Annotated in this window: 10 protein-coding genes; all 10 read left to right on the plus strand. The window is 43.5% G+C overall.

The genetic code is table 11. From position 1 onward, the window contains the following. The first annotated feature begins 243 nt into the window (after nucleotides 1-243). The 10 genes from radA (at nucleotide 244) to HMPREF9447_RS22165 (ending at nucleotide 17720) form a co-directional block, all read left to right on the plus strand. Entirely contained in the window at nucleotides 244-1611 is a 1368-nt protein-coding gene (radA, locus tag HMPREF9447_RS22120) for a DNA repair protein RadA (protein WP_009132019.1), read from the plus strand. Between the two features lie 26 nt (nucleotides 1612-1637). Continuing rightward, the gene (locus tag HMPREF9447_RS22125; protein ID WP_009132020.1) at nucleotides 1638-3452 is read left to right on the plus strand and encodes a YncE family protein; all 1815 of its coding nucleotides are present in this window, start codon (nucleotides 1638-1640) and stop codon (nucleotides 3450-3452) included. Continuing rightward, on the plus strand, nucleotides 3449-4132 hold the full coding sequence (locus HMPREF9447_RS22130) for a hypothetical protein (protein WP_009132021.1): 684 nt from the start codon (nucleotides 3449-3451) through the stop codon (nucleotides 4130-4132). The genes HMPREF9447_RS22125 and HMPREF9447_RS22130 overlap by 4 nt, the downstream gene beginning before the upstream one ends. 33 nt (nucleotides 4133-4165) lie before the next feature. Next, complete coding sequence (locus HMPREF9447_RS22135) at nucleotides 4166-5776, plus strand: NAD(P)/FAD-dependent oxidoreductase (RefSeq protein WP_009132022.1); 1611 nt, start codon at nucleotides 4166-4168, stop codon at nucleotides 5774-5776. Nucleotides 5777-5830: 54 nt separating this feature from the next. Beyond that, nucleotides 5831-6412, plus strand: coding sequence for an RNA polymerase sigma-70 factor (locus HMPREF9447_RS22140; protein ID WP_009132023.1), 582 nt, complete (start codon nucleotides 5831-5833; stop codon nucleotides 6410-6412). A 107-nt stretch (nucleotides 6413-6519) separates the two neighbouring features. Next, nucleotides 6520-7464 carry a FecR family protein gene (locus HMPREF9447_RS22145; protein WP_009132024.1) on the plus strand — a complete coding sequence of 315 codons (945 nt, stop codon included), beginning with the start codon at nucleotides 6520-6522 and terminating at the stop codon, nucleotides 7462-7464. Nucleotides 7465-7615: 151 nt separating this feature from the next. Then, the gene (locus HMPREF9447_RS22150) at nucleotides 7616-10921 is read left to right on the plus strand and encodes a TonB-dependent receptor (RefSeq protein WP_009132025.1); all 3306 of its coding nucleotides are present in this window, start codon (nucleotides 7616-7618) and stop codon (nucleotides 10919-10921) included. Nucleotides 10922-10937: 16 nt separating this feature from the next. Then, nucleotides 10938-12704, plus strand: coding sequence for a RagB/SusD family nutrient uptake outer membrane protein (locus tag HMPREF9447_RS22155; RefSeq protein ID WP_009132026.1), 1767 nt, complete (start codon nucleotides 10938-10940; stop codon nucleotides 12702-12704). 59 nt (nucleotides 12705-12763) lie between these two features. After that, entirely contained in the window at nucleotides 12764-15667 is a 2904-nt protein-coding gene (locus tag HMPREF9447_RS22160) for a glycosyl hydrolase 115 family protein (RefSeq protein ID WP_009132027.1), read from the plus strand. A gap of 106 nt (nucleotides 15668-15773) precedes the next feature. Beyond that, complete coding sequence (locus tag HMPREF9447_RS22165) at nucleotides 15774-17720, plus strand: family 43 glycosylhydrolase (RefSeq protein ID WP_148374808.1); 1947 nt, start codon at nucleotides 15774-15776, stop codon at nucleotides 17718-17720. Nucleotides 17721-17736 lie beyond the last annotated feature (16 nt).

A 17736-nucleotide genomic window follows, 5' to 3' on the forward strand; every position in this document is an offset into this window, starting at 1 on the left:
AAGCTTTTCAGACTATTCATGAAACTTGATGCCTGAACAGTTCTGGTCAAAAGCTCTTTTCAGTCGTACCCGGTTCGCATTTCCTTCGCTTCTATAGAAGGATGAAAATAGCGAAGCAGATACGAAGAGGGTACGAAGGAGGTATAAAGAGGCTACGAGGTGGAATAAATTGTTCTGTTTTTCTGCCTCGTAAACAGCTAAATTCGTATCTTTGACCAATCATTCAGCAAGACATTTTCTTATATGGCAAAAGAAAAAACAGTTTATGTATGCACTAACTGCGGTCAAGACTCTCCGAAATGGATAGGCAAATGTCCGTCATGCGGAGAGTGGAATACGTATGTAGAGGAGATTGTGCGAAAAGAGGTAGTGAACAAACGTCCGGTATCCGGAATAGAAACAGAAAAGCCAAAGCCTGTCATTCTCAGCGAAATAGAAGCGGATGACGAACCACGTATCAACTTGCACGACGAAGAGCTGAACCGAGTGTTGGGAGGTGGATTGGTTCCCGGCTCTTTGGTACTCATCGGCGGTGAACCGGGTATCGGTAAATCAACGCTGGTGCTGCAAACCGTGCTGCATATCCCTGAGAAACGTGTTCTCTATGTTTCCGGTGAAGAAAGTGCCCGCCAGTTAAAGCTGCGTGCCGACCGTTTGTCACAGAACCCCACCGATTGCCTCATTGTTTGCGAAACGTCATTGGAGCAGATTTTTGTTCATATAAAAAACACACGCCCAGATTTGGTTATCATCGACTCCATACAGACCATATCAACAGAAAGCATCGAATCGTCACCAGGCAGCATTGCACAGGTACGGGAATGTTCGGCAAGCATCCTTCGCTTTGCCAAGGAGACGCACACGCCGGTGTTGCTTATCGGGCATATCAACAAGGAAGGCAGCATTGCCGGGCCGAAGGTGTTGGAACATATCGTAGATACGGTATTGCAGTTTGAGGGTGACCAACATTATATGTACCGCATCCTGCGCAGTATCAAGAACCGTTTCGGAAGTACGGCGGAGCTGGGCATTTACGAGATGCGGCAGGATGGTTTACGGCAAGTCAGCAATCCGTCGGAACTGCTGCTGAGCCAGGACCACGAAGGAATGAGCGGCGTAGCCATCGCCTCGGCTATAGAAGGGATACGCCCATTCCTGATTGAGACACAGGCATTGGTGAGCAGTGCGGTATACGGTAATCCGCAACGTTCTGCTACCGGATTCGACCTGCGGAGAATGAATATGCTGCTGGCTGTGTTGGAAAAGCGGGTCGGTTTCAAGTTGGCGCAGAAAGATGTATTCCTCAATATCGCAGGAGGATTGAAGGTGAACGACCCGGCAATAGACCTGGCAGTTATCAGCGCTATTCTTTCCAGCAATATGGATACGGCTATTGAACAGGAGGTTTGTATGGCGGGGGAAATCGGTTTGTCCGGGGAGATACGTCCGGTGAATAGAATTGAGCAACGCATAGGAGAAGCGGAGAAGTTAGGGTTCAAACGGTTTGTACTGCCTAAGTATAATCTGCAGGGCATTGACACGAAGAAGATTAAGATAGAGCTAATACCGGTGCGGAAGGTGGAGGAGGCGTTCCGGGCACTGTTCGGATAACACATTATAAATGTAATACATGAAATATGAGAAAACATGTCCACATTTTAGGCCTGATATTCCTTGCGACAGCATGTGAATGTCCCATTAACGAAAACTATATTGAAATAAAAGAACCGGACAAAGAAATATCTGTCAGTATGGATTTGAATGCTTTCACGAATGGGGAAGCTATTCTTATCAATAAAGCTACTCAGTTGGAGTATTCCCTGAACCTATCCGGCAAAACCGCGAGTAAAATCATCTTCACCTTGGGAAGCCAGATTTGGGAGACAACTTCGCCCAACGGTTCACTGCTCATTGACGAAACCAGCTTTCCCAACGGAAATTACACACTAAAAGCACAGTTTTATGCTCCTACCGGAAGCGGCAGTATTGCCGACCAATTGGAAGCAGAAGCATATTCAGGTGAGATGAGCTGGCCCGTCATCATCGACTACCAAATGGCACTTTTTGATATCGTTACTTACCGAACGAATGAAAACCGATCGTTGGAATTGAGTTGGCAAGCCCCGATATTATCACATCTTACCATATCTTCATATACCATCCAGGCCACGAATAAGTATGCGGGTTACTACAGCGAAACGGTTCCCGCAAACCAAACTTATTTCATAGATACCCGCCATATAGGTATTGAGACTACCTATATGGTATATGCCAATGTGAAGTATGAAGGAAAAGAAAATCTGACTTGGCATATAGGAGAAACCAAAGTGCCGGAAAACTTGCCACGCCTGTACACATCGGAATGGGATATGGAGCACATCCAACTTTGCTGGGAACTGCCGTACAATTGCCTGCTGAGTTTTACTATTAATAGAGAACCCACTTTCTCTCCCGCCAAAGAAGCAACATCGATGAAGCTTCCTGTTATCAATTTTGGTACGAATTCATGGTATGATGCAAACCAAATCCTTATGACATTGTCACGTATCGACCATCCTTCGGAAAATATCTTCCAAAAGGAAATAGCTGTAGGCTCTCCCGGATATTTTTACGAAAACGAGCGGTCAAATTCATGGTGCTACAACCCTGTTACCAAGATGCTGTATGCCAACAGTGATTTCCTGAATGCCTATCAGTATCTGCAACTCACCCCCGAAACAACTCTCAGCATATCAAGGGGCAGCACCGTATTCACCTCATACACAGAACCATTATTAGCCATAGCCACAACAGACAACCTGGAAATCAGAGATGCCCGGACGTTGAATCTGAAACATACACTCACCATTCCCAACCTCAATTCGACCAAAGGGGATATTATATTCACTTCCGATGGAAAATTAATCTATAAAACCACCGATCCTGATTGGGTACATCACAACATTGTCGTCAGTAAACTTGATGGAAGCATAATTTCTTCTACGCGCGTAGGAGGAAACCCCATACTCATCTCCCCCGACGGTAAACGCATCGGTGCTTCTGACTTTTCTGGAATGAAAATTATCGAATTGGAAAATGATCTGTTTTCTCGTGAATATATTTTACCCATTCCTATCGAGAAACAGGGAAGAACGATCTTTAATCCTATTAATCCTTCCCAGCTCATTATCTCCGACCAAGAGAACCACTGTATAGAAATACGCAATTGCCAGACCTATGAGTTGATAGAAAACATACGGCTGAAAGATGAAATGCAATATCTGTCGACCGACCCTGTCACCGGCAATCTATTGGTAGGAAATGACCACAAGTTATCTGTACTGTCAGCCGTCGATTATCAGGAGATTTTCACAGTGAATGCTCCTTATCACATTTGGCCTACATTGACAGGCGATTACTTAACTTCCTATGACGGCTATATTCTTAACATCAAAAACACATCATCCAAATGAAACAGAAATATATCTTTATCATAGCATTGCTACTTTGTACCCTCCCAATCAGCGCACAACAATTGACCCTGGAATACAATTGCGGATATGCCACTTACAACATGAATGATTTGAAAGACTTTATGGCAAATCCCCCTACTCCGGTACAAAATACCAAAACAACGGATAACTTCCCCGGATATATCACCCACGAAGGGAAGTTCGGCATAGCATGGCATCGCTTGCACCAGGCAGGTATCCTGATTAGTTATATGAACACAGTAGGCAGTCGCGGAGTGGCAGATTATTCCGGTAGCTATCGATTAGACTTCCGGGTTAAAGGCATACGTACAGGATTGTTCTATCGCTTTTTCTTACCTGAAGCGGCTGAAAAGATCATATCACCTTACTTGCAAATTTCCACCGGAGCTATATTCAACAAAGGGAAACTAAAGGAAGCAGCAACTGTGGGCAATTACACAGAAAGCGAGTCCAGTTCTTTAGGAGGAATCAATCTTTATCTGGAACCAGCACTGGGGTGCAAAATAAAGTTATCGCCACGGATAGCGCTCAATGTCAGTGCAGGTTATGAATGGGACTTTGTCAAGAAATTTACTTACGACGGAGAAAAGGCTAACTTAAGCCCAAACTGGAGCGGCTTCAGGCTGCAAGGAGGAATAATTTACTATATTCCCTTGTAATATTCATATTTTCATTTCTAATAACAGAGTTTTATGATACAAGAATACCAACTACGTGTGCTCCCCGAAGTGGCAGCCAACGAACAACGACTGAAAGAATACCTCGTACAGGAAAAAGGATTGAATGTACGTGACATCACCGCTACGCGGATATTAAAACGCAGCATCGACGCCCGGCAACGGACTATCTTTGTCAACCTGACCGTACGGGTTTATCAAAATGAAACGCCCAAAGATGACGAGTTTCAGCACACTACCTATAATAATGTGGAAGGAAAACCGCAGGTCATCGTAGTAGGTGCAGGCCCCGGCGGATTATTCGCAGCATTAAAGCTTATAGAACTTGGGCTACGCCCCATCATCGTGGAACGCGGCAAAGACGTGCGCGAGCGTAAGAAAGACCTGGCACTCATCAGCCGGGAACACACGGTTAACCCGGAATCCAATTATAGCTTCGGTGAAGGAGGTGCGGGAGCTTACTCGGACGGCAAGCTCTACACCCGCAGCAAAAAGCGCGGAAATGTGGATAAAATACTTAATGTATTTTGCCAGCACGGAGCATCTACAGCTATTCTTGTTGACGCCCATCCCCATATCGGTACAGACAAACTGCCGAGAGTCATAGAAAACATGCGGAACACCATCATTGAATGTGGCGGTGAGGTACATTTCGAAACACGCATGGATGCACTTATCATTGAAGGCGAAAAAGTGAAAGGCATTGAGACGAATACCGGAAAGACTTTCCTCGGCCCTGTGATTCTGGCAACCGGACATTCTGCACGGGATGTATACCGCTGGCTGGCGGACAATAATGTAGAAATTGAGGCAAAAGGCATTGCCGTAGGCGTACGTCTGGAACATCCTTCGGAATTGATCGACCAGATACAATATCATAACAAGAACGGACGGGGAAAATATCTGCCTGCTGCAGAATATAGTTTTGTGACACAGGTAGACGGACGAGGAGTATATAGTTTCTGTATGTGCCCGGGTGGTTTCGTTGTCCCCGCTGCCAGTGGTCCGCAACAGATTGTAGTAAACGGGATGAGTCCCAGTAATCGCGGTTCACGCTGGAGCAATTCGGGGATGGTGGTAGAACTGAGACCGGAAGACCTGGAACATGAGAAATCAGGAATGCAGAATAACTCTACTGAGGATTCTTCATCCTCTATTCTTCATTCTTCATTAAACATGATGTATTTTCAGGAATCCTTAGAATCTACCTGCTGGCAGCAAGGCAATATGCGGCAAACAGCACCCGCACAACGTATGCTGGACTTTACACGTAAAAAGCTGAGTTATGACCTTCCCGAAAGTTCATACGCCCCGGGGCTAATATCTTCTCCACTTCACTTCTGGATGCCCCTATTTCTGACTGAAAGACTAAGCAAAGGTTTGCAGCAATTCGGACAATACAGTCGCGGATTCCTTACGAATGAAGCTGTCATGATTGGCGTAGAAACGCGCACATCAGCTCCCGTACGAATCATAAGAGACAGAGATACGTTGCAGCACGTCCGAATAAAAGGACTGTTTCCTTGCGGAGAAGGAGCCGGGTATGCAGGCGGAATCGTATCGGCAGGCATCGATGGAGAACGATGCGCAGAAGCAGCGGCCAATGCCGTTTACCTCAAACGGTAACTTCATTTACACACTGTTTATTGCTAACTTTGCTATACCTTTTTAATGTACATAATGAAAAGCACAACTGACATATCAATGAGCAATGTTATCGTAAATTCTTTTAATGAGATATACACTTCTTATTACAAGAAGTCATTCTTCTTTGCCAAATCATATGTTCATGATGATTTGGCAGCAGAAGATATTGCTTCCGAATCGTTGATTAAATTATGGGAAAAATTAAAAACAGAGAAAATAGATTATATAGAACCGCTCCTACTTACCATATTAAAGAATAAAGCTTTGGACTACCTGAAGCACGAAGAAGTCAAACGCACGGCTTTTGAATCTATGGCCGATTGGCAGCAACAGGAACTTTCTATTCGTATTTCAACTTTAGAATCATGTGATCCCAATGAAATATTCTCGGATGAAGTAGAAAGTATCATCCGGGAAACATTGAAATCACTATCCGACCAAACCCGACAGGCATTTCTACTGAGCCGGTTCGAAAACAAGTCCAATAAAGAAATTGCCGAACAGATGGGAATTTCCGTAAAAGGAGTGGAATATCATATATCAAAAGCATTAAAGGCATTACGGATAACTTTAAAAGATTATCTTCCTCTATTTTATTTCTTCTTCTATTATTAAATTCAGTCATGTATCTCTACCTTTTTGAGAGCAGGAATCTTTTTTTCCAATTTTCTTTTAGGGTTGTTTTCACTTCAATCGTTAATATATAAAACACAATAAAGAAAATGAATTCCGAATTACTTCAAAAATATATATCCGGCAATGCCACTGAAACCGAAAAGCAACGTGTTACTGAGTGGATGCAAGAAAGTCCGGAAAACATGCGCGAATATATGGCACTGCGCAAGCTACATAATATTGCCCTATGGCGCACAGAACCTGTGAAAACAGAAAATAAGCAGTTTAAAAAGCATTTTACATTGCGTACACTTTGGATAGAGACTGCAAAAATTGCAGCAATATTCGCAGTTATTTTATTAGGTACATACTATTGGTCCGAAAAGCACCAGACAGAACAAAGTGAATCACTACAGTCCATACATGTACCCGCCGGACAGCGAGCCGAACTAATGTTGGCAGACGGTACTAAAGTATGGCTGAATTCGCTTAGTACGTTAACCTTCCCAGGACATTTTACCGGTAATATCCGGAATGTAAAGCTGGACGGTGAAGGCTACTTCGCAGTAACTAAAAATGCAAAACAACCTTTTATTGTAGAAACAAATAAATGTAATGTCAAAGTATTGGGTACAGAATTCAATGTCATGGCTTATGCAGCGGACAGTATCTGGGAAACAGCTTTACTGGAAGGAGCAGTAGAAATCTTAAGTCCCGGTACTACAATAAACGGGATGAAACTAGAACCCAATACAATGGCTAGTCTAAAAGGAAACAAACTGATAAAAAGACGAATTAAAGAACCTGATCACTTTTTATGGCGTGAAGGTTTGATTTGCTTCAATAACATATCAGTCAAAGACATGCTGGAAAAGCTAAAGTTATTCTACGGAGTAGACATTATTGTAAACAATACTAAAATATTAAACAATCGTTATACAGGTAAGTTCAGGACGAGAGATGGGATAGAACATGTACTAAGAGTTCTCAGACTGAATAACAAATTTACCTACAAAAAGGATGACGAAAAGAATGTAATCACCATTAATTAATCTTTTAAAATCGTTTTGCCTATGAAGTAACACACTCGAATAAAAAAGAAATGGGACAGTGCTGCAACACCATCCCATGGATAGTCAATTACGCATTGACAGTTTTCTCTAATAATCTTAAGTAAAAACCTAAAATTAGTAATGCAAATATATGAAAAATATTTTGTATCAGGAATCTATTGTAGAAATTAAACATTTATTCCACATTATGAAAATCACAGCCTTAGCCCTGTTTATATTTGCCGGGACGGCTTTTGCCACGGAGTCTTATTCCCAGGTGATGAAAGTGACAATTATGGCAGATAACATTTCAGCAGGCAAAGTTATCAATGAAATTGAAAAGCAGACAGATTACCTGTTTGTATACAATGTAAATGAGGTGAATCTGAAACGCACTGTAAAAGTAAATGCAAAGAAAAAGCCGGTAGCGGAAGTTCTGAATAAAGTATTCGCAGGTACTGATATTTATTATGCTATGGAAGGCAAAAATATCATGCTGATGAGTAAAGGGGAAAAAGAAGAAATAACACAACAAGAAAACAAGATAACAGGTATCGTAAAAGATGCAAATGGTGAACCGATTATCGGAGCCAATGTAACAGTAAAAGGTCAGTCAATAGGTACAATTACAGATATAGATGGGCGTTTTGTATTAAATGCCCCGGCAAATGCCGTTTTACAAATTACTTATATCGGATATATCCCTCAAGAAACGAATGTAGGAAACAAAAAAGAATTATATATCACTCTGAGAGAAGACTCCAAAATGCTGGATGAAGTAGTGGTGGTAGGTTATGGTAGTATGAAAAAATCAGATTTGACCGGTGCTGTAGTCAGTGCTAATCTGAAAGATTTTGAGAAATCTCCCAATACCAATGTGGTTCAATCGTTGCAAGGTACAGTACCAGGCTTAAACGTGGGACAAGTTACTTCAGCCGGTGCTACACCCTCCATTTCAATTCGTGGTACCAACACGCTTTCTGGCAACAAGGATGTGCTGATTATTTTGGACGGCATTATCTATACCAGCTCCCTTTCTTCCATAAATCCGAATGACATTGCTTCAATCGACGTTTTGAAAGATGCCAGTGCAACCGCAGTCTATGGTGCGCAAGCTGCCAACGGCGTATTGCTGATTACTACTAAGAAAGGCAAAGCAGGGCAGACCAGAATCAACTTCTCCACGGCTTATACGATGTCTAATCCTACCAAAAATCTCCGTCCGATGAACCGTGAGGAGTTTATTGAATTCACTAAAGATTATTGGTATGACAAAGCTTACACAGGTCCCGACTATACCACGCCCAATCCCGATTTTCGCGTGGCAGACTACATGGTAGATGCTCCGATGCTGGACAACACTCAGCCCGATGGACTTTCCGTCTACGACTGGGACTGGTGGAATGAAGGCACACAGACGGCTTCTATCTTTGAGAACAAGCTGAGTATCACCGGAGGTACGGAGCTGGTTTCTTACCTGATTTCCTATGCCAACACCAACCAAAAGGGCTTTATGGTGAATGACGACTTTAAGCGAAACAGTGTCCGCATCAATCTGGATACCAAGCCCTACAAGTGGCTGAATCTGGGTATGCAGACCTTCGCCTCTTTCGTCAATCAAGATGGAGCACAGCCAGGAGTATGGGATATCATCACTTCCAATCCGTTGACACCTGCCTTTGACGAGGAAGGTAAGTTAATTCCCTATCCGTTCCAAGGAATCGGCTTGACGCCCCTTGCCACCCTGTTCACGGACGACAAGGAACGCCATAACTACTTCTTCGCTAACTTCTATGCGGAAATTAAACTGCCTGTCAAGGGATTAACCTACCGTCTAAATTACGGTAACAACTACCGCACAGACGAGCACTTCCAAGCCAACCCCTACGGCGCCAGCTTGACAGGCGAAGCCTACAAGCAGCATACCTCCTATTACGACTATACGGTGGACAATATCGTAAACTATGCCGGCACGTTCGGCAAGCACGACATAGCCGCCACTTTCCTCTACGGTGCCAGTGAGCGAAAGCAAAATTATACGGAAGCAAAGGCACAGAATTTCTCCCGTATGACATTGGGTTATAACAATCTGCAATTAGGAAAGGAACAGTTTACAAAGTCTGAGGCATGGGATGAGGCATTACTTTATCAGATGCTACGTATCAACTATAAGTATCTCGATCGCTACTTATTGACGGCTACTGCCCGCCGTGACGGCTTTTCTGGATTTGCAGAAAACAATAAATTTGCAATTTTCCCCTCTGTAGCAGTGGGATGGATTGTTTCAGAAGAAAAATTCTTCAAACTACCCTGGGTAGACCAACTGAAACTGCGTGCCGGATGGGGTATCAGCGGTAACCAGACTTCACGTTATAAATCGCTGGCACGTATGGAGAGTAATTCCGGCTATGTGTTTGGGGATGGAGGTACTACAGAAATTTTACAGAAAGTGAACTCTATGGGAAATCCAGACCTGAAATGGGAAAAGACAGAAGGATTCAACTTTGGTTTGGATTTCAATCTCTTCAACAATCGTTTGACCGGTTCTTTAGAGGCATATCGCACTATTACCCGTGATCTGCTGTATGATATGACCATTCCCTCTATGACAGGCTTTTCGTCTATCAGTACCAATATCGGAAAGATACGAAACCGGGGTGTGGAACTGACCTTGACCTCTCGTAACTTTGTACAGAAAGATTTTGAATGGAGTACAACTTTCAATATATCTTCCAACTCCAATAAAATTCTTTCTCTGCTTGGCAGAGACCAGGACGGAGACGGTCGAGAAGACGACTTGATAGCGAGCAATTTGTTTATCGGAGAGTCTACATCAGCAATTTACGGATATATCATCGATGGTATCTATCAACTGCACGATGACATTCCAGCAGGCTACAATCCGGGAAACTACAAAATTCGAGATGTAACAGGCGAAGGAAAGATTACAGTAGACGATCGCGTCATTTTGGGTAAGGAAGACCCTGCCTATCGCTTCAGTTTATTAAATACTTTCCGTTGGAAGGATTTGACTTTCAGTTTCTTTATCAACTCTGTACAAGGTGGGAAGTATGGCTATTTAGGCAAGAATACGGAAACACTCGTACGTGGTGATGCCAACAGCCGCCGCTGGAACCGTATTAGCGAGCTAGCCAAAGACTATTGGTCACCCAACAATCCTAATGGCACTTATTCGCGTTCCATCAACGCCGGCGCCATTTCTCCTACCGCCTATCAGGACCGTAGTTTCGTTCGGCTACAAGACGTCACGTTGGGGTACAATCTACCCCAGAAGTGGGTACGTACCATCGGGTTGCAGAACCTTAACCTATATGTCAACGGTAAGAACCTGCTCACTTTCACTGATTGGAAAGGGTGGGATCCGGAGACGAATGGCGGATATTTCAGTACACCTGTAATGCGTAGTTTCACATTTGGTTTAAACATAACACTTTAATTAAAATGAAATGATTATGAAAAAGAAATATATCATAGGATACATGTTGGCAGGATTACTCTTGGTATCGTGCAATGAAAGCAGTTTTTTGAAGGAGAATCCAAAAGATTTCAACAGTACAGGCAACTCTTTCACAACAGAAACGGATTTCAACATGTCACTCAATAATCTGTATAATCTGACTCGTCTAGAATATTATGGTGTGGACGAGAATACCCCTTTCGATTATATTTATGGTACAGACCTGATTTATGACGGAGAACCTGGCACCACCAATCGTAGTGCCAACATGAATGCTGCCTTTAATCCTACAGCTAATATCCCCAAAGTGCACTGGAATAATTTATATAAGATCATATCGGAAGCAAATACCGTTTTGTCACGTTTGGCTACTGCTGATATAACCGACGATACCAAACGGACTATCGAGGCAAAGGCGCTGTTCTTCAGAGGTATGTCTTATCGTACATTAGCCTATTTATATGGAGGTGTCCCCATTGTGTTAGAAGAACTGGAAACACCCAAAACTGACTTTGTGAGAAATACACGTGAAGAGACACTTCAGCAGGCTATTGATGATGTTAAAAGAGCAGCAGAAAACTTACCGGACATTGCAACAGTGAAGGATGGTGAAATATCTTCTCCAGCTGCTTATCATCTACTAAGTGAAATATATATTGCTGCCGGAAAAAATCAGGAAGCAGTTGATGCAGCTAGTAAAGTTATCAATAACCCGGCACTTGGTTTAATGAGGCAACGATTCGGTTCACGTATCAAAGAGACTCCCGGAGACGTTTATTGGGATCTCTATCAGGTTAATAATCAAAACCGAACAACGGGAAACACAGAAGGTTTGTGGGTCATTCAGTATGAAACAAACTTACCGGGTGGGGGAAGTTCTACTGCCGATTTGAAGAATGGCGGAAATTACATGCTTGAAAGACATTGTGCTCCTATGGTAAGAGATGTAAAATTGCGCGTCAAGGAAGTTGTTGATGGAAAAGAAGTGACTAAGGATTATACTCCTTTCCGCTGGCCCGTGAGTGACTATACAGGTGGAAGAGGTATTGGTTGGGGAATTTCCACAACGTACTTTACAAACACCATTTGGGAGGATGATTTTACGGGCGACATCCGTAATGCTAATCATAATTTTGTGCGGAAGTTTGCCGTAACCCAAGAAGAGTTCAAACGGAAGTTCGGGATTGATACGATTGATGTAGACAATCCGCCAGCAAACTTGATAGTGGGACAAGGTGGAAGCATGACCATACCAGGACGCTATCTCTATGCCTATCAGAGCAAAGTGACCACACCTTATAATCATCCAGAAGAGTTGTATGCTAACAAAGCAACTTTTGAATTGAAGGCCATTGCTGGTACTACTTATACCGACCAGTATATGTTCCGTTTAGCAGAAACTTATCTGCTGCGTGCCGAAGCTTATCTTAATCTGAATAACAAGGAGCTGGCTGCGGCAGACATCAACGAAGTGCGAGGACGTGCACATGCCAAACCCGTGGAAGCATCGCGCATAGATCTTGAATACATCTTAGACGAACGTATGCGTGAGCTGGGAGTAGAGGAAAAGCGAAGAATCACTTTGATGCGTACCGGCAAACTGTATGAACGCGTAATGAAATGTAATCCCTTCTACGCCAATCCGGAAACATGTGGAGACGGCATCGGTATGTTGAAGAAATACAATTTATGGCCCATTCCCCAGTCTGCCATTGAGGCGAACATCGGTGCCAAACTGGAACAAAATCCCGAATATAACTAAAAAAACAAGACCGGTCGGGCAATTAGCCTGACCGGTTGTTACTGAAAAACAAGATTGGCATGAAATATATTATTTTCTTATTTTTCTTCCTGTGCTTCGGATTAATTGCACAGGGGCAGGTTATTGTGAAAGAGACCGATGGAGAACAGGCCTTTCCGCTTGTTTCCTCTAATAGTAAAGCCCTGATAAGTTACGATGAAAATGATTTTGAGGTTGTGAAGGAAACTGCCCGCTTGTTTGCTGAAGATATTCGCAACGTAACCGGAAAAAGAATCGCTTTATCCGACAAACAAAAAGCAGCTGCATACATGGTTATTATAGGAACAATAGGTCAAAACAGAACTATAGATCGATTTGTCAGAGAAGGTAAGCTGGACGTATCCCCCATTCGTAATGGCTGGGAACAATACATCATCCAGACATTAGACAATCCGGATAAAGGTATCCAAAAAGCCCTCGTCATTGCCGGATGCGACCGACGCGGAACAGCCTATGGTGTACTCTCCCTGTCCGAGGTTATGGGCGTTGACCCACTTTACTGGTGGGCAGACGTACCTGTAAAACAGAAAAATACCTTGTATGTACATACTACCCGGTATATATCTAAAGCTCCCAGCGTGAAGTATCGAGGGATTTTCATCAATGATGAAGGATGGGGTATACAACCTTGGGCAACCAATACTTTCGATAAAGAGGTGGGAAACATGGGGCCAAAAACATACGCTAAGGTTTGCGAACTCATCCTCCGTATGAAGGGTAACATGATGGCCCCGGCCATGCATCCCAAAACAACAGCCTTTAACCTGGTACCCGGTAACAGAGAGGTGGCCGACAAATATGGCATTGTTGTAACTTCTGCGCATTGCGAACCCCTATTGTACAATAATACGACCGAATGGGATAATAAGATTAACGGTGAATGGAATTATCTGACAAACAAAGAAGGTATATTAAAGGTATTGGATAAAAGGACTTTCCAAACTGCTCCCTTTGAAAATGCGTATGTCATTGCCATGCGTGGCATTCATGATGCCGGATTGATTGGTGTGCCGGAAGACCGCAAGGCAGAAGTGACCGAAGAAGCTTTGCAGGATCAACGCAACATACTCAGCAAGCATATCGGTAAACCTGCCGAGGAAATCCAACAAGTATTTGTTCCTTATAAAGAAGTGCTTGATATTTATGAAAAAGGAATGAAATTGCCTGATGATGTTACGATAGTATGGCCTGACGATAATTTCGGTTACATCAAAAAATTAAGTGATGTAAAAGAGCAGAAGCGTAGCGGCGCATCAGGTGTATACTATCATATATCTTATTTAGGTGAACCGCACGATTATCTTTGGCTCAACACTACACCACCGGCTCTAATATATGAGGAAATGAAAAAAGCATATGATACAGGTGCTAATCGGTATTGGTTGCTTAATGTGGGCGATATTAAACCGGGTGAGCTGGGCATAAAATTCTTTTTGGATTTAGCATGGGATATTGATTTATTCAATTACGATAATGCTTACCAATTTGACGCAAACTACCTATCCTCCATCTTCGGTGATAAGTATAAAGACGATTTACAAGACATTATGAGTACATACTATCAGCTGGGCTTCCAACGCAAACCCGAAGCAATGGGATGGGGTGTAGAGTGGAACAGTTCTGACAGTCGCGAGCGGATTGTAAATACCGATTTCTCATTTATCAATTATAATGAAGCAGAAAACCGTATAGCAGAATATGACCGTATCGCCAATAAGAGTGAAAGAATCCTTAAAGAGCTGCCAGACAAATACAAAGCTGCCTTTTACGAACTAGTGTTCTATCCAGTAAAAGGTGCAACATTGATGAATAAGAAAATGCTTACTGCGCAACAAAATCGCTGGTATGCACTTCAAGGACGGGCTTCTACAGAACTATATGCAAGTAAAGTCCGAAGTTATCACGATAGCATCGGTAGTTATACAGCTCATTACAATCAAATGCTGAATGGTAAATGGAATCATATGATGTCATTGGCTCCAGGGTGGGTGGCTACTTATCAGAATATGCCCCCCGTAAACACTACTACCATTTCTTCAGGAACCAACATGCAGATTTTCATTCCGGGCAAAGACACCGATTATGGAGTGACCTCTCTGAATGTATTACCTTGTCTGAATCCTTATACTAAACAAAAGTCATTTATTGAGCTATACAATCGGGGAGATAAAGCTTTTCAATGGAAAGCTTCAGCCAGACAAGAATGGATAAATCTGGATAAAACATCAGGTGAAGCACTACTGCAAGATCGCATCATTCTCTCGGTAGACTGGACAAAAGTTCCACATGGCACAAACATAACGGGAGAGATTGTCATCACTTCCGGACAAAAAACGGAAACAGTTTACTTGCCGATATTCAATCCGGTTTCGCCAAGCGTGAATGAACTGAAAGGCATGTATGTAGAAGACAACGGTTGTATATCTATCAACCCCGGATTATATCATCGTAAACTAGAAAATAAAGATATCACGATTCACACTATTAAAGGATTAGGTTACGAAAACGAATGTGTTCAGTTAGGTGAAGCCGTCAAGCCATCTCAAAATATCAGAAAACTCGCCGAAACACCGAGGGCGGAATATGATTTCTATACATTCAGCGCCGGAACAGTTACGGTTTACACCTACGCCCTGCCATTATTCCCCATTAATACTCAAAGAAATACGCGTTACGGCGTAATGATTGATGACGGTATAGTGCATTGGGTATCAACGGCTGCCAAAGAATATTCCGGCCAGTGGAAACAGAATGTAGTGCGCAACAATGCAATTGGTATCGTGAACCTGAACATAGAGAAACCGGGTAAGCATACATTGAAATTGTTGTGCGCTGATCCGGGTATGGTTATTCAAAAAGTAATAATCGACTTCGGAGGCATGAAACGTAGTTATTTAGGTCCTCAGCCTACGTTAGTCAAATAATTTCACTTATATATGATGAAATACTTATGGAATAAACTTCGCCTAAAATCAAATTATTTATGTTTAGACAAGTTATCTATAGGTAGAGAACACAAATTATTTATGTATGAAAAGACTGTATTACATTTCATTTTTTCTATTCCTTTCCATAATTCTTCCGAAAGGGATGGTTGCGCAAGAAAATGGTGCGCAGGCAAACGCCGGTGAAGCCCCCCGGGTAGTTTGCTATACACGCACAAAGGTAGCCACAAAGTTGGGCAATGCACTTCATTTGGGCTATAGCGAAGATGGACGGCATTACGTGGCGTTGAATAACGATGCCTGCGTAATGGCCCTCCGCAAGGTCGATAATGAGCCAGGACTTACGGAGGAACAAAAGATACCAGGAGTGATGAAAACCCTTACAGCCCCCTATTTATTCCGGATGAAAGAGGGCGGATTCGGTGTGGTGGCACTTCGTACTGATCAAAACGGTATATCAGATGTTTCAGCTACCGGCTCTTTCCTTTTCATCAAGAGCCGCGACTTGGTGCATTATGAACCGGAGCAGTTGTGCCGCTTGCCGGTCAGCGAAATGTTGGAGGCGGTCTCTTGCGAATATGATGAGGCAGTGGGAAAATATCGCGTGCGGTGGATGATAAAAGGGAAAGTCTTTCAGAGCCATACGGCAGACTTTCTCCGGTTCTCTCCGGTAAAAGCAGTTCCTAAGCTGGACGGAGTACAGGAAAAGATTACCGGGAATCAGCGCAATTTCCTCAATGCCTGTTTCGGCAATTCGCTCGCACTGACCGTAGAAGAAGGCAAGTATCTGAAAAACAAACTGGGACGGATTGTCAATGTGGGTGTCTTACCGTTGGAGATGTCCGTTCCGGTCTCACCGTCCGTCATTTCTGATATCCGGAAGAAGCGGGCAACCTTGCTCTATAGTGACGGAAGCCGGGCGGAGAAACGGGTGATATGGAATGAAGAGGATCTGAAAAGTCTTACTTCGGCCACTTCCGGCACCTATGCTGTCCGTGGAAAGATATTCCAATATTCATTCAACTATCCGGTATCAATGTCGAATTGCGCTGACCCCAATATCTTGTACTATCAAGGTAAATACTACATGGTATCTACTTACGAGGTAGAGTGGAACCGCATCCCCATCCGCTGCTCGGACACTCTGGATGGTCTGACTGATGCTAACCATCGTTGGAAAGAGGCTGTTCTGATTCAAGGAGAAGGGCCTCATTGGGCACCGGAACTGCACGTCATCGGCTCGCGTCTCTATATGTTGCTTGCCATCATTAAGGGAGACAAAGGTGTTCAGGCCTATATGATGCAGCTAAAGGAGAATGGTGACCCTATGAAACCGGAGGACTGGAGTACCCCCATCCGTGTGGTGAAATCCGACGGAAGTCCTATCTATACGGATGGAAAGACAGAAGGATTATCACTGGACATGACCTACATTGAAGATGGCGGAAAGTCTTATGTCTGCTGGTCGGACCGGAAGAAGTGCTTCGTGAACGGAAAGGACGTAGACCCGGGCCCTGTGCTACGCATCGCCACGGTTGACCCGAAAGAGCCCTGGAAGTTGACAAGCACTCCGTCTGTCATCGGTTCTGAAGCCTATAGCTGGTCGTTCTGCATCAGACCCTTGCAACTAGCTGAAGGTCCTTTTGTGCTGGAAAGTAAAGACGACAATATCTACATGGTATATTCCGGTGGAGGCGTTACCGGAGGCAATTACGAGGTAGGCATGCTCACAGCCCGCAAAGGCAGCAACCTGCTGGATCCAGCATCCTGGAGCAACTCGCCACGTCCCTGGATGAACAACGGTTCACCGGTTTCCCAAGTTGGTCCCGGACATAATTCATTTGTCAGGGATGAGTATGGAGATTTGTACAATGTCTATCACAGTGGGCATCGACCACGTCATACCAGTGTATGTCCCGTTCACTTCCGTTTCGATGGTTCACCTGTCATCGACATGGCACCCTACGAAGAAGTGAATCCTAATCTCCAGCAAGTGGAGATGCGCGTTCGTTTGATTTCACCTTCAAAATGAAATAATAATAGTTTGT

The organism is Bacteroides oleiciplenus YIT 12058 (assembly GCF_000315485.1).
Lineage (GTDB): Bacteria > Bacteroidota > Bacteroidia > Bacteroidales > Bacteroidaceae > Bacteroides > Bacteroides oleiciplenus.